The following is a 20,024-nucleotide window of genomic DNA, read 5'->3' as shown; positions in this document are numbered from 1 at the left end:
CGAGTCACGAGAATCGCGAGTACCGAGAGACGGACCGGAAATCGTGTGCCCTCGCGTTCGTTACAGCGATAGTCGGGTCTGTCCTCGCCGCTAGGTCGCTCGCTCGACGAGACGGTCGACGAGCGTTGCGGCGACGCCGACGGCGGCGAGGAGCACGCCGAGGAGCGGGACGAGCGAGACGACGCCGGTGGTCTCGATGCCGTAGCCGGCGACGAGAACGCCGAGCGCGACGACGGCCGGCCCGATGGCGGCGACGGTGTCGCGACGCCGGCGGTCGTTCCGGAATCGGAGGGCGGCGCCGGCGTATCCACAGAGGATGCCGATGGCGTAGATGAGGCTGGCGACGCCGAGTGAGAGGGCGCCACAGAGGACGCCGAGGAGTGCGAGGCCGATGCCGCCGCCGATTGCGATGCGGCTCGCGCGGTCCACCGTCTCTTGGTCGAGGCCTGTCTCCTCGAATACTGGGTCGAGGACGTCGCCACTGTCGGTGGCGGCGTAGGCGTCTGGGTGGCGTCGGCGGGCGACACCGCGTATCGCGAGGAGGCCGCCGAGTGCGACGAGCCACCAGTACCAGCAGACGACGAAGCGTCCGAGGTCGATGCCGAGGAGTGTGCAGTCGGCGCCGACTGCGATGTCGACGTCGGCGCTCACCTGCCGGACGGATTCGGGGTCTTCGCCGGCGCCGTCAGTGCGGGCGAGCGTCGCGCGGACGGTGTGGCGGCCGCGCGTCTCGAAGATGAGCGTGAAGTCGACGGCGCGTTCTGCGCCGTCGGGGACGGTAACGGTCTTCGCCTGCGCGAGCTCGCCGTTCTTGTAGATGCGGACGCGACCGGTCGTGTTCGTGCCGGCCTGCGCGATGCCGCCGGTGCCGACGGACGCGAAGACGCCGTCGGGCGCGACTGCACGCGGTGCGTCGAGGGCTGCGGTGGTGGTCGGCGCACCGGGTGGGTTGCGCACGGTGACGGTGAACGCGACGGCACCGGGCGAGCGGAGGCGCGACCGGTTCGCGGTGATGTCGGCGATGCGGAGGTCGGCCGGTGCTGGCGTCGTCGTGGTTGTCGTGGTCGTCGTGGGCGGTGTCTCAGTCGTCGTGGGTGGTGGCGTTTCGGTCGTGGTCGTCGGTGGTGTCGTGGTCACGGGGCCGCCACCGCCGCCACCGTCAGTTCCGCCGCCAGTGCTCGGTGTGGTGGTCTGTGCGCCGGTCGTAACGGTCAGCGTGAACTGTGTCGTGGCGCGTGCGCCAGTGGCGTCCGTCGTAGTGATGGAGACGGTGTAGGTCCCGCTGGTGGTGGGTGTGCCCGAGATCCGGCCGGTGGTCGGGTCGATGCTGAGTCCGTCGGGGAGTCCGGTGGCGTTCCACGTGCGGGGCGTGAGACCGCCGGTCGCTACGAGGTTGGCACTGTAGGCGGTGTCGGCGGTCGCGTTCGGGAGACGCGCCGTCGTGATGGCCGGGGGCTGTGCGACGGTGAGTGTGAGCGTTCGTGTCGCAGTCGACTGATCGGCGTCAGTCACGGCGACGGAGACGGTGTAGGTGCCGGCCGTCGTGGGTGTGCCCGTTATTCGGCCCGTCGTGGTGTCGATGCTGAGGCCGGACGGGAGGCCGGACGCGTGCCATTCGTACGCGGGTGTGCCGCCGGACGCGGCGAGCGATGCGCTGTAGCCGGCGCTGCCGGCGGTCCATGCGGGCAGGCGCGTCGTCGAGACGGTGAGCCCGGCGGTGACGTGGAGGGTGTATTGCTTGGTGGTGGTCGCGCCTGTCGCGTCGGTGACACGCACGGTGAACGTGTACGTGCCGGTGGTGGTGGGTGTGCCGGTGATGCGGCCGGTGTCGGCGTCGAGGCTGAGGCCGGCGGGGAGTGCGCCGTCGACGACCGCCCACGAGTAGGGTGCGGTGCCGTCAGCCGTCGTCAGCGACTGGGTGTAGGCGACGCCGTCGATGCCGCTCGGCAGGGTGTCGGTGGCCAGCGTCGGCGGTGCGTTCACGACGAGGTCGTACTGTTTGCTGGTGGTGGTGCCGTCGGCGTCGGTGACGGTGACGGTGAACGTGTAGGTCCCGGGCGTGGTGGGTGCGCCGCTGAGAACGCCAGTCGTCGAGTCGAGTGAGAGTCCCGGTGGGAGACTGCCCGCCGAGACGGTCCACGCGTAGGGTGCGGTGCCGCCCGCCGCCTCGACAGTCTCGGTGTAGTCGGCTTGGCCGGCGGTCCACGCGGGGAGCGTCGGCGTCGTGAGCGTGAGGCCGTCGCCGACGGTAATCGTGACCTGCTTGCTGGTGGTCGCGCCAGTCGCGTCGGTCGCGGTGACGGTGACCGTGTAGGTGCCGGCGGCCGTCGGCGTCCCGGCGAGCTCGCCCGTCGTCGCGTTCAGCGTGAGACCGGGTGGGAGACTGCCGTTCGTCACCGCCCACGTCACGGGCGCGCTCCCGCCGTTGACGGTGAGTGCCTCGTGATACGGCACGCTCTGGACGGCGCCGGGGAGCGTCGCCGGCGTCGTCACACTGGGTGCGTCGTTGACGACGAGCGCGAGCGACTGGAGGGCCGTGGTGCCGTCGGCGTCGGTCACGGCGACGGTGACCGTGTAGGTGCCGGCAGCCGTCGGCGTGCCAGTAATCGCACCCGTCGTCGCGTTCAGCGTGAGACCGTCCGGCAGGTGGCCAGACGCGACACGCCACGTGTAGGGTTCGCTGCCACCTGCGGCCGTCAGCGTCGCGGTATATCCAGTCTGTCCCGCGGTCCATGCGGGGAGTGCAGCTGTCGTCGCCGTCAGGCCGTCGCGGACGGTGACGGTGTACTGCTGGCTGTCTGTCGCGCCGGTCGCGTCGGTCGCGGTGACGGTGAACGTGTAGGTGCCGGCGGTGGTCGGTGTGCCGGCGACGATGCCGGTGAGTCGGCCGTCGTCGGTAATCGAGAGACCGGGTGGGAGCGTGCCGTTCGTCACCGCCCACGTGGTGGGTTCGGTGCCGCCGGTCAACTCGAGGCGCTCGCTGTAGGCGACGCGTTCGGTGGCGTTCGGGAGGCTGGCCGTCGTGATGCTCGGCGCGGCGTTCACGACGAGCGTGTACGTTTCGGTGACCTGTGTGCCGTCGGCGTCCGTGACTGTCGCCTCGACGGTGTACGTTCCGGCAGTCGTCGGTGTGCCGCTGATGACGCCGGTCGTCGGGTCGAGCGAGAGGCCGGCGGGGAGCCCGGTGGCGTTCCACGTGTAGGGGCCGGTGCCGCCCGCGGCCGTCAGCGTCGCGCTGTAGGGTTGGCTGGCCGTCCACGCGGGCAGACTGCCGGTCGTCGTGGTGAGGCCGTCGCCGACGACGAGTGTGTACTGCTGGCTGGTGGTCGCGCCCGACGCGTCGGTCGCGGTGACGGTGACCGTGTAGGTGCCGGCGGTGGTCGGGACGCCGCTGAGGCTTCCGTCGGCGTTGAGCGTGAGGCCGGGCGGGAGGCCGGTGGCGTTCCACTCGTAGGGGCTAGTGCCGCCGGCCGCCGTGAGCGACTCACCGTAGAGGACGCCCGCGACACCGTTCGGGAGCGCCGTCGGCGTGGTGAGCGCGGGTCGCGGGTTCACGGTGAGCGCGAACGTCTGGGAGACGGTGGTGCCGTCCGCGTCGACGACGGTGACGGTCACGTCGAAGGTGCCTTGCTGGGTCGGCGTGCCGGTGATGACTCCCGTTGCGGAGTCGATGCTGAGGCCGTCGGGGAGGCCGGTGGCGCTCCATGTGTAGGGTTCGGTGCCGCCTGCGACGGCGACGCTGGCACTGTAGCCGCTCTGCTCGAGTGTCCATGCCGGCAGGCGCGCCGTCGAGACGGACAGGCCATCTCGGACGGTGAGCGTGTACTGCTGGCTCGCCGTCGCGCCCGCGGCGTCAGTCGCGGTGACGGTGAACGTGTACGTTCCCTGCTGGGTCGGCGTGCCGGAGAGCGTGCCGTCGCTCGCAAGCGTGAGACCGTCGGGGAGCGTGCCGTTCGTCACCGTCCACGTGTATGGTGCGGTGCCGCCGCTCGCCGCGAGCTGCTGACTGTAGGCGACGCGCTCCGTCGCTGCGGGGAGCGTCGTCGTCACGGCCGTCGGGCGCTCCGCGACGACGAGCGTGAGCGTCTGGGAATCAGTGGAGCCGTCGGCGTCCGTCACGGTGACCGTGACGGTGTACGTCCCGGCCGTCGTCGGCGTGCCGGTGATGGCTCCAGTCGTGGTGTTCAGCGACAGACCGGGCGGGAGACTGCCGTTCGCGACCGTCCACGAATACGGTGCGGTGCCACCAGCGGCCGCCAGCGTCGCGCTGTAGCCGCTTTGGTTGACCGTCCAGCCGTCGAGCGTCGTCGTCGTGGCGGTGAGGCCGTCACCGACGACGAGCGTGTACTGCTGGCTGACGGTCGCACCCGTCGCGTCAGTCGCGGTGACGGTGACCGTGTAGGTGCCGGCGCTCGTCGGTGTGCCGGCGAGTTCGCCTGTCGTCGCGTTCAGCGTGACGCCGTCCGGGAGGCTGCCCGCGGAGACGCGCCACGTATAGGGGTCCGTTCCGCCTGTCATCGCGAGCGTCTCCGTGTAGGCGACGTTCTGCACGGCGCTCGAGAGCGACGACGGCGTGGTGAGCGTCGGCGCGGCGTTGACGGTGAGCGTGAACTCCCGGGTGACCTGTGTGCCGTCGGCGTCCGTCACCGTCACCGAGACGGGGAACGTGCCCTGCTGGGTGGGTGTGCCGGTGATGGTGCCCGTCGAGGCGTCGATGACGAGGCCGTCGGGGAGGCCACTCGCGCGCCACGTGTAGGTGGGTGTGCCGCCGCTGGCGTTCAGCGTCGCGTCGTAGCCGGTCTGCCCGGCCGTCCAGTCGGGGAGGCGAGTCGTGTCGAGCGTCAGGCCGCCGCCGACGGTGAGCGTGTACTGCTGGCTCGCCGTCGCGCCCGACGCGTCAGTCGCGGTGACGGTAAAGGTGTAGGTGCCGGCGCTCGTCGGCGTGCCAGTGATGCGGCCGGTGTCGGTGTCGAGACTGAGCCCGGGCGGGAGCGTGCCCGAGGTCAGCGACCACGAGAGCGGTGCGGTGCCGCCCGTCGCGCCGAGCGTCTGCGTGTAGGCGACGCGCTCCGTCGCGTTCGCGAGCGTCCCCGTCGCGATCGTCGGCGCGGGGTTGACGGTGAGCGTGAGCGTCTGCGTGTCGGTGGTGCCGTCCGCATCCCGCACCGTGACGGTCACCGAGTACGACCCGGCGTCCGTCGGCGTGCCGGTGATGGCGCCCGTCGAGCTGTTGAGCGAGAGCCCGGCGGGGAGCCCGGTGGCGTTCCACTCGTAAGGTGCGGTGCCGCCCGCGGCGGTCAGCGTCTCGTTATACGACTGGCCGGCCGTCCACGCGGGCAGACTGGTCGTGGTGGCGGTGAGGCCGTCGCCGACGGTGAGCGTGAGCGTCGCCGTCGTCGTTGCGCCGGCAGCGTCAGTCGCGGTGACGGTGACCGTGTAGGTGCCCGGCGTCGTGGGCGTCCCCGAGATCGTGCCGTCGTCGGCGAGCGAGAGCCCGGGCGGGAGACTGCCCGAAGCGAGACTCCACGTGTAGGGACCCGTGCCGCCCGCGGTCTCGAGCGTCGTGCTGTAGGGGACACCGGTGACGCCGCTCGGGAGCGTGCTCGGCGTCGTGACGGTCGGCGCAGGATTCACGTCGAGCGTGAGTTCGCGGGTGACCGTCGTGCCGTCGGCGTCTGTCACCGTGACGGTGAACGCGTAGGTGCCGGCGCTCGTGGGCGTCCCGGTGAGCTCGCCGGTGTCCGCGTTGAGCGTGAGGCCGGGCGGGAGGCCAGTCGCGCTCCACTCGTAGGGGCCGGTGCCGCCGGCTGCCGTGAGGAGCGCCGAGTAGCCGGACTCGCCGACCGTCCATCCGGGGACTGTCGCGGTGGCGACGGTGAGACCCGCACCGACATCGACGGTGTACTGCTGGCTGGTGGTGGCGCCCGATGCGTCAGTCGCGGTGACGGTGACCGTGTAACTCCCGGCGGTGGTCGGCGTGCCGGTGATGGCGCCCGTCGTGCTGTTGAGCGAGAGGCCGTCCGGGAGACTGCCGTTCGTCACCGTCCACGAGACGGGGTCGGTGCCGCCCGTCGTCGTGAGTGTCGTGCTGTAGGTGACGCCTGCGACGCCGCTCGGGAGCGTGGACGGCGTGGTGCTCGTGAGCGCGGGGTTGACGACGAGCGTGTACGTCTCGGTGAGCTGTGTGCCGTCGGCGTCCGTCACCGTGACGCTGAAGGTGTAGGTGCCCTGTTCGGTGGGTGTGCCAGAGACGGTGCCGTCCGCGGTGAGCGTGAGGCCCTCGGGGAGCGCGCCGTTCGAGACAGTCCACGTGTAGGGTGCGGTGCCACCGGAGACAGCGAGCGGCTGCGAGTAGCCGGCCTGATCGACGGTCCACGCGGGGAGCGTCGCCGTGTCGAGTGAGAGGCCGGCGCCGACGTCGATGGTGTACTGCTGGCTGACCGTCGCACCCGTCGCGTCAGTCGCGGTGACGGTGACCGTGTAGGTGCCGGCCGTCGTCGGCGTGCCCGAGAGGGTGCCGTCACTACTGAGCGAGAGGCCGGGCGGGAGACTCCCGTTCGACACCGTCCACGTGTAGGGTGCGGTGCCGCCAGCCGTCGTGAGTGTCTGGTTGTAGGCGACGCGCGCGGTGGCGTTCGCGAGCGTGCCGGTCGCGATTGTCGGCCGTGCGTCGACGACGAGTGGCAGCGACACGGTGGTCGTCGTGTTGTCGGCGTCCGTGACGGTGAGGGAGACGCTGAACGTCCCGACGTCAGCTGGCGTGCCGGTTATCGCGCCGGTGTCCGGGTCGATGCTGAGGCCGGGCGGGAGGCCGGTGGCGTTCCACGTGTAGGGTGCGGTGCCGCCCGCCGCCTCGACGACCGCCCGATAGTTGGACTGGTTGACGGTCCACGTCGGGAGCGTCGTCGTGGTGACGGTGAGGCCGGCGCCGACGTCGAGCGTGACCTGCTGACTGGTGGTGGCGCCCGTCGCGTCGGTTGCGGTGACGGTGACCGTGTAGCTCCCGGACTCGCTCGGTGTCCCGGAGAGGGTGCCGTCCGCGGTGAGTGTGAGGCCGGGCGGGAGGCTGCCGTTCGTCACCGCCCACGTCACGGTGCCGGTGCCACCCGATGTCTGGAGTGTCTGGCTGTAGGTGACGCCGACGACGCCGCTCGGGAGCGTGCTCGGCGTCGTGACGGTCGGCGGGTCGTTCACGGTGAGCGCGTACTGGCGCGTGACCTGCGTGCCGTCGGCGTCGGTCACGGTGAGTGAGACGCTGAATGTGCCCTGCTGGGTGGGCGTGCCGGTGATGGTGCCCGTCGAGGCGTTCAGTGAGAGGCCGTCAGGAAGGCCGGTGGCGCTCCACGTGTAGGGTGCGGTGCCACCGGACGCGACCATCGACGCGTCGTACCCGGCTTGCCCGACGGTCCACGCGGGCAGTCCCGCCGTCGAGACGGCGAGCGCGTCGCCGATGGTGACGCCGAGCGTCTTCGTCGTCGTCGCGCCCGTCGCGTCGGTCGCGGCGACGGTGAACGTGTAGGTGCCACCCTGACTCGGCGTGCCGGAGAGGGTGCCGTCGCTGGTGAGCGTCAGCCCACTCGGAAGGTTCCCGCTGGCGAGATGCCACGAGACGGGGGCCGTGCCACCCGTCGTCTCGAGCGTCTGACTGTAGGTGACACCCGCGACACCATCAGGAAGCGTCGCTGTCGTCGAAATGCTCGGCGCGGCGTTCACGACGAGCGTGAACTCGCGAGTGACTGTGGTGCCGTCGGCGTCCGTCACCGACACCGCGAACGTGTAGGTGCCGGCGGTGGTCGGCGTGCCGGCGATGGTGCCGGTCGCGGTGTCGAGCGTCAGGCCGTCCGGGAGCGTGCCCGACGACACGGACCACGAGTAGGGGCCGGTGCCGCCCGCGGCCGTCAGCGTCGCGCTGTAGCCGGACTGGCCGGCCGTCCACGAATCGAGCGTCGCCGTCGTGACGGTGAGGCCGTCGCCGACGGCGAGCGTGACCTGCTCGCTGGTGGTCGCGCCCGCGGCGTCGGTGGCCTGTACGGTGACCGTGTAACTCCCCGCGGTCGTCGGCGTCCCGCTGATGACACCCGTGGTGGCGTTCAGCGAGAGCCCGTCCGGGAGGTGTCCGCCAATAACCTGCCACGAGACGGGGTGGGTACCGCCCGTCGTCTCGAGCGTCGTGTAGTAGTCGACGCCCGCGACACCACCGGGCAGTGTCTGCTCAGTCGTGAGTGTCGGCGGCGTGTGAACGGTGAGCGTGTACGATTTCGTGACCTGTGTGCCGTCAGCGTCTGTCACCGTCACGGCGAACGAGTAGGTGCCCGACGTCGTCGGTGTGCCGGAAAGCGTCCCGTCCGCGTTGAGTGTGAGGCCGGGCGGGAGACTGCCCGTGGTGACGTCCCACGAATAGGGTGCGGTGCCGCCCGCGGCGGTCAGCGTCTGGGTATAGGGCTGGCCGCTCGTCCACGCGGGCAGACTCGCCGTCTCGACGGTGAGACCGGCGCTCACGTTGATCGTGTACTGGTGGCTGGTGGTCGCGCCCGTCGCGTCGGTCGCGGTGATGGTGAAGGTGTAACTCCCGGCAGTCGTCGGTGTGCCGGCGACGATGCCGGTGAGCTGACCGTCGTCAGTGAGGGAGAGGCCGGGCGGGAGACTGCCCGACGTGACACGCCACGTCACGGGCTCGGTGCCGCCGCTCACGGAGAGCGAGTGACTGTAGGCGACGCGCTCGGTGGCGTCGGGGAGGCTCGCCGTCGTGAGTGTCGGCGGGTCGTTGACGGTGAGCGTGTACGTCTCGGTGACCTGTGTGCCGTCCGCGTCCGTGACTGTCGCTTCGACGGTGTACGTCCCGGCAGTCGTCGGTGTGCCGCTGATGACGCCCGTCGCCGCGTCGAGTGAGAGACCGGCGGGGAGGCCGGTGACGTTCCACGTGTAGGGGGCGGTGCCGCCGCTCGCCGCGAGGAGTTCGGCGTAGCCGGACTGGCCGGCCGTCCACGAATCGAGCGTCGCCGTCGTGACGGTGAGGCCCGTGCCGACCTCGATGGTGTACTGCTGGCTGGTCGTCGCGCCGACTTCGTCCGTCGCGGTGACAGTGACCGTGTAGGTGCCGGCGGTGGTCGGCGTGCCGCTGATGGTACCGCTCGTGGCGTTCAGCGTGAGCCCGTCCGGAAGGCTGCCCGCGGAGACGTGCCACGAGAGGTCGCCCGTGCCGCCCACCGCGGTGAGCGGGGTACTGTAGGAGACGTTCGCCACGCCGCGCGGGAGCGCCGCCGGCGTGGTGAGTGCGGGCCGCGTGTGCACGGTGAGCGCGTACTGGCGTGTGACCTGCGTACCGTCACCGTCCGTTACCGTCACCGAGACCGTGTACGGGCCCGGCTCGGCGGGCGTGCCGGTAATGCGGCCGGTCTCGGCGTCGAGACTGAGGCCGTCAGGGAGGCCGGCGACACTCCACGTGTAGGGGCCGGTGCCGCCGCTGGCGTTCAGCGTCGCGTCGTAGCCGGCCTGGCCGGTCGTCCAGTCGGGGAGGCGAGTCGTGTCGAGCGCGAGGCCGTCGTGGACGGTGAGTGTGAGCGTCTTCGCCGTCGTCGCGCCCGTCGCGTCAGTCGCGGTGACGGTAAAGGTGTAGGTGCCGGCGCTCGTCGGCGTGCCCGTGATGACGCCGTCCTCGTCGAGGGTGAGCCCGGGCGGGAGACTGCCCGAGGCAACCGTCCACGAGAGTGGTGCGGTGCCGCCCGCCGCGTCGAGCGTCTGCGTGTAGGCGACGCGCTCCGTGGCGTTCGGGAGCATTGTGGCGGCCGTAATCTGCGGGCGGTCAGCGACAGTGAGCGTGAACTGCCGTGTGACCGTCGAGCCGTCGGCGTCCGTGACTGTCGCCTCGACGGTGTACGTTCCGGCAGTCGTCGGTGTGCCGCTGATGACGCCGGTCGTCGGGTCGAGCGAGAGGCCAGCGGGGAGCCCGGTCACGTTCCACGTGTAGGGTGCGGTGCCGCCCGCTGCCGTGAGGAGCGCCGAGTAGCCGGCCTGTCCGACTGTCCACCCCGCAAGCGACCCCGTCGTGAGCGAGAGGCCGTCACCGACGGTGAGCGAGTACTGCTTCGTCGCGGTCGCGCCGTTCGCGTCCGTCGCCTGGACCGTGAACGTGTAGCTCCCGGACTCGCTCGGTGTCCCGGAGAGGGTGCCGGTCGAGCTATCGAGTGTGACACCAGGCGGGAGAGCTCCCGACGTGACGCGCCACGTCACGGGCCCAGTGCCGCCATCGACCGGGAGGTCGGCGCTGTACGTGACGGTCTCGACGCCGAGCGGGAGCGTACTCGGCGCCGTCAGCGTGGGACGGTCGTTGACGGTGAGCGTGTAGTCGCGCGTGACGGTCGTGCCGTCCGCGTCGCGGACGGTAAGCGCGAACTGAAAGGTGCCCTGCTGGGTGGGCGTGCCGGAGAGCGTGCCGTCGCTCGCGAGCGACAGACCACTCGGGAGGGTCCCCGAGGCGACGCTCCACGTATAGGGGCCGGTGCCGCCGCTCGCAGTCAGCGACGTCGAGGTGGCTTGCCCGGCGGTCAGCGTCGGGAGGCTCGCTGTTTCGACGGCGAGCCCCTCACGGACGGTGAGCGTGTACTGCTGGCTCGCCGTCGCGCCCGACGCGTCAGTCGCGGTGACAGTGACCGTGTACGTGCCGGCAGTCGTCGGTGTGCCCGAGAGCGTCCCGTCCCTCGCGAGCGTCAGGCCGTCGGGGAGACTGCCGTTCGTCACCGACCAGAAGACCGGCGCGGTACCGTCCGACGCGGCGAGCGGCTGACTGTAGGCGACGCGCTCGGTGGCGTTGCGGAGCGTCGTCGTGGTGATGCTCGGCGCGCCGGCAATCGTGATGCTGAACGCCTTCGTGACGGTGGTGTTGTCGGCGTCCGTCACCGAGACAGTCACGTCGAAGGTCCCCTGTTGGGTCGGCGTCCCGCTGACGACGCCGGTCGAGGCGTTGAGCGAGAGACCGGCAGGGAGCCCGGTGGCGTTCCACGTGTAGGGGGCGGTGCCGCCTGCCGCATCGAGACGGCCCGTGTACGGTTGGCCGGCCGACCAGTCCGGGAGCGACGAGGTGGCGATGGTGAGGCCATCGCGGACGGTGAGCGTGAACGTTCGAGACGCAGTCGCGCCCGCGGCGTCCGTCACAGTCGCTTCAAACTGGTAGGTGCCGGCGGCCGTCGGCGTGCCTGAGAGGGTGCCGTCACTCCCGAGCGAGAGACCGGGCGGGAGACTGCCCGCCGTGACGCGCCACGAGGTGGGGTCGGTGCCGCCCGTCGCCGTGAGCGTCTCCGTGTAGGCGACGCCAGCGACGCCCGCGCGGAGCGGACTCGTCGTCGCGACGGTCGGCTCGCCGCTGACGACGAGCGTGTACTGTGCAGTGGCGGTGGTTCCGTCCGCGTCACGCACGGTGACGGAGACGGGGAACGTCCCGGTCTGTGTCGGTGTGCCGGTGATTCGGCCAGTCGCCGGGTCGAGCGTGAGGCCGGTGGGGAGGCCCGTGGCGCTCCACGTGTAGGGTGCGGTGCCGCCCGTCGCCGCCAGCGTTCCCGTGTAGCCGGATTGGCTGACGGTCCACTGTGGGAGATTCGTCGTCGAGACGGCGAGCGCGGGCGTCACCGAGAGCGAGTATTGCTTCGTCGCGGTCGCGCCGTTCGCGTCCGTCGCCCGGACCGTGAACGTATAGGTGCCCTGCTGGGTGGGTGCGCCGCTGAGGACGCCGCTCGACGTGAGCGCCAGCCCGGGTGGGAGACTCCCCGACGACACGTTCCACGAGACGGGGGTCGTGCCGCCGTTCGCGAGCAGCGTCTGCGTGTACGTCACGCCCACCGGTGTCGCGGGGAGCGTGTCCGGTGACGCCACCGACAGCGGCGGGGTGACCTGCACGGTGAACTGGCGGGAGACCTGCGTACCGTCCGCGTCACGCACCGTCGCCGTGAACGTGTAGGTGCCGGCGGCCGTCGGCGTCCCCGAGAGGATGCCGTCACTTCCGAGCGAGAGGCCGGGCGGGAGACTGCCCGCGGTGAGTGACCACGAGTAGGGCGTGGTCCCACCGGCCGCCGCGAGACTCGTGCTGTACGACTGCCCGGCCGTCGCCGCCGGGACGCTCGTCGACGTCAGCGACAGCCCGTCACTGACGGTGAGCGTGAACGTTCGAGACGCCGTCGCACCCGCGGCGTCCGTCACGCGCGCCGTGAACGTGTACGACCCGGTCGCGCTCGGCGTCCCAGTGACAGTGCCGCCCGCGGTGAGCGAGAGGCCGGGCGGCAGACTCCCCGAGGCGACCGTCCACGAGAGTGGTGCGGTACCACCGGAGACGGCGAGCGTCTGCGAGTAGCTGACGCCCTGTACCCCGCCGGAGAGCGGGCTCGTCGAGGTAATCGTCGGCGCGGCGTTCACCGTGAGCATGAATGTCTTCGTGGACGTCCGCCCCTTGCTGTCCGTCACGCGCGCCGTGAACGTGTAGGTGCCTGCGGCCGTCGGCGTGCCCGTGATGGTGCCGCCCGACGAGAGCGTCATGCCGGGCGGGAGCGTTCCCGAGGCGACGCTCCACGTGTAGGGGCCGGTGCCACCAGAGGCGGCGAGCGACTGACTGTAGCCAGCCTGCCCGAGCGTCCACGACTGCACGCTCGCCGTCGTAATCGTCGGCGGCGCCACCGTATCGACGGTGAACGTCCGCGTCGTCGTCGTCGCGAGGTTCCCGTCTCTCGTCAGCTCCGCCCGAACCGTGTGTGTGCCGTCCGCGAGCGCCTGCGCGCTCGTAAGCGTATAGGACCACGACTCGCCGACGTTCTCGATCGTGCCGACGAGCACGCCATCGACGTAGACGCGGAGCGTCCCGCCACCAGCGGACGTCGTCCCCGTAATGGTCGGCGTGCTCGTTGTGACCGTCGTGCCCTCACTGGGCGTGCTGAGGCGGACGTTCTGCACGAGCGGGCCCGTGAGGTCGCGCATCGTCACCGTGTTCACCGAATCGAACGTGATCGACCCGACGTTCCCCATCGTGTCGAAGTTGATCGTGTTCGGCTGTGTCGCCGTCCCGAAGAAGAGCCGAATCGGCGTGTCCGAGGAGATGCCGGTCGCCGACTGAATCGCCGAAATCGGCACCTGCACGTCCGTCCAGTACGCACCGTCGTTCCCGTTCGTCGCCCGCGTCACGCGCACCCCCTGTGCTTGCGAGATGTCCTGATTGCCTGCGTAGACAGTGGTCATCGTGCCGTCCGGTTTCGCGATGAAGACGCGACCCCGGTCGTTGATGTGCATCCCGACGTACGCCTGCACGACCCACTGGCCGCTACTGGACTGTGTCGCGATGGCCATCTGGTAGTAGCCCTGATTCTGCCACTGGTTCGTGTCGAACCGATAGGGGCTCCCGAGCGTCCGCAGCCGATAGAAGAGGTTGCTGCCGTCGGAGGCCACCTGCACCGTCGGGAGCGACCCGCGCGCGCCCGTCGCCGACTCGCCACTCGACATCCGGAGCCAGTTGAGGTTCTGTCCCGTGACGAAGTTCCGTATCGTGTAGCCGTTCTGATCGGTGAGCGGCACCCACTCCGGTGGGCCGCCGCTTCCCGGCCACGCCGCCATCGGCATCGTCCGCCCGATCGCGGCGTGCGTTTGCTCCGGTGTGGCGTTCACGTGCGCCGTGCCCGTGCCGTTTTCCGCCCGTAACGCGGCGAGCGTCGTCGTCACGTTCGGGCCGGTGAGTGTCGACTGGTTCGTGCTCGCGTTCGTGCGTGCGCCGTCGTCGTGGGTGCCGCCCTCGATCCCACTCGCGGCGCCGAGCGCGACGTGCGGCACGACGAGTGAGAGAACGACGATAGCGACGACGAGCGAGGTGCGTAGACGAGTCATAGTGCAGGGTGGCTGACTAGTTGACCGACGGCGAACTAGTCAACTGTCTATCCACACAGGCCGAGGCAGTAAGCAAAAATCATTCGGCGACTCGGTCGTCACGACGGTTCTCTCACCGAGAAACATGATCCCTCAGAGGCTGAGTTTCTCGTCGATGCCTACGGCTACCTGACTGCCCCCTCTCGATTAGGGTTGAGCGGTCATCTCGACGATACTGATCGGAACCACGTCGAAAAGTGGTTCTATACCCTCAAAATGCGGATCGACCGCTTCCGTCACTCGTGGGTGGGCAGTAGGTCAAGCGCACGCGAGTGACTTGAACAGTTCGTGCATTACTACAACTATTACAGACCACACCAATCTCTCGATGGAAGAGCAGCAGCTGAAAAGGTGCTAAACTAGACAGTATCCATGGGGTATTCTCTTAATTCTATGAATACCCATAATATCACTCTACATTACACCATGAATGCATATCTCATCATGAATTTTTATAATGTTATGGTATCCGATTGTTCACCGCACTACGGTCAACCGTGCAGACGTATTCCTTGATGGGGTCTGCAAACTCTTCTCGGAGAAGTTCCCGCATGGCGTCAGCACGAGCTTGGTGGCGAGTGCGCTCGTCGAGATAGGTGCGTTCGGAGACGAAGGCGTCACGACTGCCCTAGGAGGCCGCGACGGCAGCCGTTCCGGCCTCGATGCTTGGGCGTTGCTGGCGGTAGAGGCGGTACCACGTCCGGCGTCCCATTTTCGGGAGGGGGTGTTTGCCGTCGAGATCGGGCTCACGGCGGATACGGGCGGGAATGTTCGCCTGATTCCCCGACACCGTGCTTTCCGAATCGACGCTCTCACTTATGTTCTACACGAGGAGGGCGACGCCCGTAATCCTAGTGTGACGGCACTATTAGATGGAGCGCTGTCCAGCACGGCCTCAGGCCGGTGTTTCGAGACTTTTCTTGGTATCTCAGCTGTGCGCTAATCTCCCGAATCTATAAAGAAACAGACGTGATTGGATGGGTTAGGATTTGTCGGCCTCGAATAGTCGGTCGTAGTCGTCCGGGAGCTGGTCCCGAACTCGGGAGAGTTCTTGACCGGGAACGAGGTCCGCGAGTGCGGAGCAGACGGCCGCAGTCTTCACCTCGCGGCCGCCGTGGTCGACGTCGGCGCGCTGTTCGACGTGGTCGAGGAACTCTGCGAGTGTGTACTCTTGAGGATGCCGAGGTGCGGGGCCACGCAGAGTGTCGGCGTGCGGGTCGTCGAGTAGTGCGGCGAGATCGTCGGCCTCCCCTTCAGAGAGGCGTTCGCTGAGCGTCTCAAGGACGGCATCAACGACCTGCGCAGTCTGCTCGTCGGACCGGAACGTCTCATACTTCTGGACCTGTGTGATGAGATCAGTTGTCATGATTCATCTGGGAACATCGCCCACCGGATAGTTTACTCTGGTGCCCGTCCCCGGCCACCACTTCTTTTCGTGGACCGTGAGTCCACCCCAGCGGAGGCAGTACCACTATGCCCCGAAGCCCATTCAAGGAGTTTGAAGAGTTGCTCGAAGAGATGGACGAGCGCTTCTCTCGCGCCCGCGTCGGTCTGGGCGGCGAAATCGCGACCGCGGCGGTCGATGTTTCGGAATGGGACGGCGACATCGTCGTCACCGCCGACCTGCCCGGTTTCGAGAAGGAAGACATCGATATCCGTGTCACGGACAACACCCTCCACATCGACGCCGAACACACAGCCGAAGAGGAGCGCGAGGAAGAGCACTATATCCATAGTGAGCGCGTGAAGACTGACGTGTCGCGGACGATCCCGCTTCCTGAGGAGGTCGAGGAGAGCGAGGCGTCGGCGACCTACGAGAACGGCGTCCTCACCGTCACACTCCCGAAGAAACACGCCGAATCGGAGGACAGCGGCCATCACGTCCCCCTCTCCTAACGCGCCCACGTTCGTTGATTCTTTCGTGAGTAGTCTCAATTTCGACAAGCTCGGATTTTCGGCGTCGAGAACGTTGCCCGCTTCCCCGACAACAAAACCCACTCCCCAGACGGCCGGAATAGCGCGCTCTTTCAAACCCTAGCCACAACCTACGAGAAGGGTCGGGCCGATGTTCTGTCCGCAATGCCCCTAGCAGATAGGCTGGCCGATGCTGACCAGTTGTCCGACGACCGGCGCGAGTGCATTGAGACCTGTATCGAGGCCGCCGAGGTCTGTGAGTGGTGCGCCGACGAGTGCCTCGGGAGTGAGGAAATGGAGGAATGCGCACGCCTCTGCCGGGATGTCGCCGATATCGCATCACTGCACGCTCGACTCACGGCCCGCAACTCGCCCTACAGCGAGCAGCTAGCCGAAGTCTGTATTGACGTCTGTGAGGCATGTGCCGAAGAATGTGCTCGCCACGACGCCGACCACTGTCAGGCCTGTGTCGACGTCCTCGAAGCATGTGTTGAGGACTGCCGAAAGATGCGATCCTCCTGATTACCCTCGTTCCACACAATATCTGGTAAGTCGAGTGAACACGGCAGGGCGTGAGGACGCCTGTACTGCGTCAGAAGCGTGGAGATCGAGCGTCGAGGACGTCTTCGTCGGTGTCGAACTCTTCCTCGATGACGTAGAGAAGTCAAGAATCACTCGGTGGTTGCTGGGATGGCGACGATTGGGATCGTCGTCCGTCGAATGAGCGTCGCGCAGACGCCACTGGCTGATCCGTCTGGGCAGTCGACTGGAACGATGATGGCATCGATCGGTTCCTCGTCGACATATGCGACGGCAAGGTCGTCGAGGTTGCCCTGTCGCCTGTCGTGGTTGACGACGTTGACGCCGTCGGTATTGAGTCGCGACACGACGGCTGTAACAGGAGGCTCATCCTCTGGGTCACGTCGTGGGGGGTCGCTGAGGTAGCCGGTTTCGGTCGCTCGGATGGGAAGGACCGCTGAGAGTACGTGGACTGCTGCGTTCGTTCGGTCGGCGATGTCGGTAGTCGTGGTGGCGAGTGTGTCGACGTCGGCGTCTTCGGTCACGAGGAGTAGGAGTGCGTCGTGCATAGCGACGTTTTGGGGATGTCGGGACGTCGAAATGGTGGTCCAGGTGGGTGATGGGGGAGCACATCAGCTTGGAACCATCACGGTGGCGCGTCAGTGCTGAATGGGGTGTGATACCCCATAACACACCTAGCTCCATGGTAGTTTAACAATAACGGCCGTAGAAAGCAACCGACAGTTCGACGCGGGCGAGTACACCCGTGGCACTTTCCTCATCGAATGCGTACGTATCCATCCAGATGGTTGAACTCTCGGCGACGACACTTGAGCAGTTTGTCGAGTGCTCACGCTGTTTCTGGCTCAACGTCGTCGCTGGGATCGACCGACCGCGACGAGGATTCCCGTCGGCGATGGGTTCGTTCGACCGGGCGATCAAAGCGCACGCCGACGCATACCGTGATTGGGGACGGACGCCACCGATGCTGCGCGACGCCAGCGTCGAGGTGTCGCTGTACCCGGACAGCGTGCTTGTTGATGCGTGTCGGTCGTGGCAGACAGCCCCGCAGTACGTCGACGAAGAACGGGATGCGACACTCGTCGGCGCGATGGACGACTTGCTCGAAGCACCAAACGGCGATCTCGTCGTCTTTGACTACAAGACGAGAGCATCGCTCCCATCAGTCCCGCACGGCCACTATCGCCGTCAACTCGCCATCTATACGCTCCTGTTGCGAGAGGCCGACTATAATACCGCCGACTACGGCGTCCTCTGCTACCTCATTCCCGCGGGCGTTGATGCGGCCGGCAGCCTACGTGTCGAGACTGCCCTCCGCCGTGTCCCGGTGGCCGTCGAGGCTGTCCGCGGCCTCTTTGAGCGTGCGGCAACTGTCGCGCATGGCCCAATTCCACCGCCTGACCCGGATTGCGCGTTCTGCGACTGGGCGCGGCAGAACGCAGACCGCGAGACATTCGATCCGTAGCGGCCACAGTCACTTTCTGTGCCGCGTCCGCTTGCCCGAATATGGCACGAGACCACTGGCGTGTACTACTCGCGCTGCGCGAACTCGATCGCGAACACGCAGAATCGTCTTTCGACGCGTCGGAAGTGGCGACCCGCGCCGGCCTCGACCTTGGTGTGACCGAGCGCGAACTCGAATATCTCGAACGCCTCGGCGCTGCCACCTCCGAGGGCGACGGTGAACTCGAATTTACGCCGACCGACCTTCCGGTCGAGGATACGGGACGGCGTCACGACACGCTCCGTGAACTCGACGCCGAGGAGCGTGAGGCACTCCTCGACGCAATCAACCGCGGCGATGTCGACCCGGCGGACGCGCTCTACGATGTCGACGACGCTGTCGACGCGGCCGAACGCGCGCTCGGCGCGTCATAGCGTTCGGACATCGTCAAGCGACCCCTCGTCCTCACTCCGTCGTCACTATAGTCATGCGCCCCGAATCGAGAGGGTGACGCGTGACACTGGCTTTTCGCCCTTGACGACTCGCCTTACTCAAACAGCGGGTCGTATGTTTCCGGTAACTGTGCACGCATCCGCTCGAACTCGTCCTCGCCAACCGTCTCTGCAAGGACATCCGTCACTGTCTCCAGATGAGTAAGGGCGCGCTCTCGTGAGACGCTCTCTCGGTCAGCGACCCGCCCAACGAGGTCGTCGAAGTCGTAATCGCGCGCAGGTGTCGCTTCAGGGGGCGTGAGCCACGCCGCTGCCTCTGCAGGGAGGTATTCCGCGACGTCTTCTGCCTCCCCCGCGGAGAGTCGCTCGCCGAATACGCCTAATACTGCGCGACTCGCGCGCCGTGCCGTCTCACGATCGATTTCGCCTCGTGATTCCACGGCCTCAACGAACGAGAGTGCGCCCAGCGCCTCACCAGGTGCGAACACCACCTCGTACTCTGGCGGGAACTGCGCCGCTGCGTCCTCAACCTCGTCCGCACCTACGATATCCGCAAGCGCCGCGACCACCGCCTGCGTCCGACTCTCGGCTTCTGACTCCTCAACGTCCAAACGCTTTGCAACGGTTCTGAAGAAAACGGGAAGTGACATTGGTGCGTCCTCACCTTGGTCGGTCTCGAGGAGGACGCGGCCGAAGCGATCGGGGAGCGGCTGAGCGAGGTCGGCGGCCTCGCCATGTGAGAGGTTCTCCGAGAGCGTTCGGAGGACCGCCTCTGCAGTCTCCTCGGCCTCACTTGGCGTGTTTAGTCCTCCACGTCGCTCGACGATGTCGACGAATACAGTCATCGTGACGTCTCGTCCAACGACTCGGCGCACGAACAGTTGAACCTGTGGGCCGGTCATCGCTTCGAGAGACAAGGCAGGGTGTGTGGACGAAGAGGCGATTAGCGGCCTCGACGCAAGCGTATAGCGACGACAACCAGAGCGCGTCGTAGACTGTCACCACAGCAACAGTCCGGAGGGTGTCGCCGGCGAGATAGAACAGGGACAACGCGAGTGCGAAGTCGTGGTCGTCGTGCTCCTCAGCTGGCGTTTTGCCACCGAGAGCGTGATGCGGTCTCTGATGGGTGTAATAATGAATGGACTGTTCAAGCCACTCGCGTGCACTCGATCGACTACCCACCCACGAGTGATGGAAGCGGTCGATTCCCATTTTATGGGTGTGAAACTACTTTTCGATGAGGGTTCGCTCAATAGAGTTGACCCGACTGCTCACTCCTGCTCGAGCAAGGGCAGTCCGATCGCCGGATTGACCGGCGAGAAACTCAGCCTCTGAAAGATCGTGTTTCTCGGTGAGTCGATGCTGAAACACAGCTGCCGGATCGGTGTCACGCGATCCGAACAACGCGACGTTAAGGATCAGTTTCGTCTCGGTGTCTATTGTAGCAGACATCCAAGACCGCTCGCCGTTACTCTCGTTGACCGCGACCCGCTTCGGCTGCGCCTCAGGCGAGTTGCGAGTGATGTTAGCCAGCCGAAATACTCACTTCCATACCCCTCCATGCGAGCGTTCAACATCTAATTCCACCAAAGCCGTTGTCGTCTCTAATTGAACAACTAGTCTGATGGAGGCGGATGGCGAACGCCCTGACGGGCGTCGCCGTCGCTCATCCTCTCAAGAGTTTTCTACATTCGCGTTATAGCGCTCGCTGGACAGGTCTGTGAGTGTATTTGGACAGGAAACTCAGCGACCTGCTCACTTCTCAAACTGACTCAACTAGA

General features: G+C 67.3%; 8 protein-coding genes and 3 pseudogenes. 5 read left to right on the top strand and 6 right to left on the bottom strand.

What is annotated here, in order from left to right:
• Positions 1–90 precede the first annotated feature (90 nt).
• Positions 91–13,854, bottom strand: a complete 13,764-nt coding sequence (locus tag ACQUS8_RS14480) for a putative Ig domain-containing protein (RefSeq protein WP_435102361.1) — start codon at positions 13,852–13,854, stop codon at positions 91–93.
• Positions 13,855–13,965: 111 nt separating this feature from the next.
• On the opposite strand from ACQUS8_RS14480, the pseudogene ACQUS8_RS14475 reads away from it, so the two are divergent.
• Positions 13,966–14,256: pseudogene (locus tag ACQUS8_RS14475) on the top strand (integrase core domain-containing protein); the annotation flags it as partial.
• 370 nt (positions 14,257–14,626) lie between these two features.
• Here the strand turns inward: ACQUS8_RS14475 and ACQUS8_RS14470 are convergent.
• Positions 14,627–14,713, bottom strand: a pseudogene (locus ACQUS8_RS14470) (AbrB/MazE/SpoVT family DNA-binding domain-containing protein); the annotation flags it as partial.
• 162 nt (positions 14,714–14,875) lie between these two features.
• Complete coding sequence (locus ACQUS8_RS14465) at positions 14,876–15,259, bottom strand: DUF2267 domain-containing protein (RefSeq protein ID WP_435102359.1); 384 nt, start codon at positions 15,257–15,259, stop codon at positions 14,876–14,878.
• A gap of 107 nt (positions 15,260–15,366) precedes the next feature.
• On the opposite strand from ACQUS8_RS14465, the gene hsp14 reads away from it, so the two are divergent.
• Positions 15,367–15,789, top strand: a complete 423-nt coding sequence (gene hsp14, locus ACQUS8_RS14460) for an archaeal heat shock protein Hsp14 (protein ID WP_435102357.1) — start codon at positions 15,367–15,369, stop codon at positions 15,787–15,789.
• 183 nt (positions 15,790–15,972) lie between these two features.
• A complete protein-coding gene (locus ACQUS8_RS14455) occupies positions 15,973–16,329 on the top strand; it encodes a four-helix bundle copper-binding protein (RefSeq protein ID WP_435102355.1) in 357 nt (118 codons plus the stop codon).
• A gap of 149 nt (positions 16,330–16,478) precedes the next feature.
• Here ACQUS8_RS14455 and ACQUS8_RS14450 read toward each other — a convergent pair whose 3' ends face one another.
• The gene (locus ACQUS8_RS14450; protein ID WP_435102353.1) at positions 16,479–16,895 is read right to left on the bottom strand and encodes a hypothetical protein; all 417 of its coding nucleotides are present in this window, start codon (positions 16,893–16,895) and stop codon (positions 16,479–16,481) included.
• 197 nt (positions 16,896–17,092) lie between these two features.
• On the opposite strand from ACQUS8_RS14450, the gene ACQUS8_RS14445 reads away from it, so the two are divergent.
• Together ACQUS8_RS14445 and ACQUS8_RS14440 are read left to right on the top strand one after the other, a co-directional pair.
• Positions 17,093–17,812 carry a PD-(D/E)XK nuclease family protein gene (locus tag ACQUS8_RS14445; protein ID WP_435102351.1) on the top strand — a complete coding sequence of 240 codons (720 nt, stop codon included), beginning with the start codon at positions 17,093–17,095 and terminating at the stop codon, positions 17,810–17,812.
• 41 nt (positions 17,813–17,853) lie between these two features.
• Positions 17,854–18,225 carry a hypothetical protein gene (locus tag ACQUS8_RS14440; RefSeq protein ID WP_435102349.1) on the top strand — a complete coding sequence of 124 codons (372 nt, stop codon included), beginning with the start codon at positions 17,854–17,856 and terminating at the stop codon, positions 18,223–18,225.
• A gap of 113 nt (positions 18,226–18,338) precedes the next feature.
• Here the strand turns inward: ACQUS8_RS14440 and ACQUS8_RS14435 are convergent, their stop codons facing one another.
• On the bottom strand, positions 18,339–19,088 hold the full coding sequence (locus ACQUS8_RS14435; RefSeq protein ID WP_435102347.1) for a DUF2267 domain-containing protein: 750 nt from the start codon (positions 19,086–19,088) through the stop codon (positions 18,339–18,341).
• A gap of 232 nt (positions 19,089–19,320) precedes the next feature.
• Positions 19,321–19,959: pseudogene (locus ACQUS8_RS14430) on the bottom strand (IS6 family transposase); the annotation flags it as partial.
• Positions 19,960–20,024 lie beyond the last annotated feature (65 nt).

Source organism: Halarchaeum sp. P4, assembly GCF_051195175.1.
Lineage (GTDB): Archaea > Halobacteriota > Halobacteria > Halobacteriales > Halobacteriaceae > Halarchaeum.
The sequence above is the reverse complement of the archived record's forward strand: the minus strand, read 5'-3'. Positions and strand labels throughout refer to the sequence as shown.

Bases quoted from the DNA above. Each gene is read 5' to 3' on its own strand.
- ACQUS8_RS14480 (WP_435102361.1), bottom strand. From the start codon at position 13,854: ATGACTCGTCTACGCACCTCGCTCGTCGTCGCTATCGTCGTTCTCTCA.
- ACQUS8_RS14465 (WP_435102359.1), bottom strand. From the start codon at position 15,259: ATGACAACTGATCTCATCACACAGGTCCAGAAGTATGAGACGTTCCGG.
- hsp14 (WP_435102357.1), top strand. From the start codon at position 15,367: ATGCCCCGAAGCCCATTCAAGGAGTTTGAAGAGTTGCTCGAAGAGATG.
- ACQUS8_RS14455 (WP_435102355.1), top strand. From the start codon at position 15,973: ATGCCCCTAGCAGATAGGCTGGCCGATGCTGACCAGTTGTCCGACGAC.
- ACQUS8_RS14450 (WP_435102353.1), bottom strand. From the start codon at position 16,895: ATGCACGACGCACTCCTACTCCTCGTGACCGAAGACGCCGACGTCGAC.
- ACQUS8_RS14440 (WP_435102349.1), top strand. From the start codon at position 17,854: ATGGCACGAGACCACTGGCGTGTACTACTCGCGCTGCGCGAACTCGAT.
- ACQUS8_RS14435 (WP_435102347.1), bottom strand. From the start codon at position 19,088: ATGACTGTATTCGTCGACATCGTCGAGCGACGTGGAGGACTAAACACG.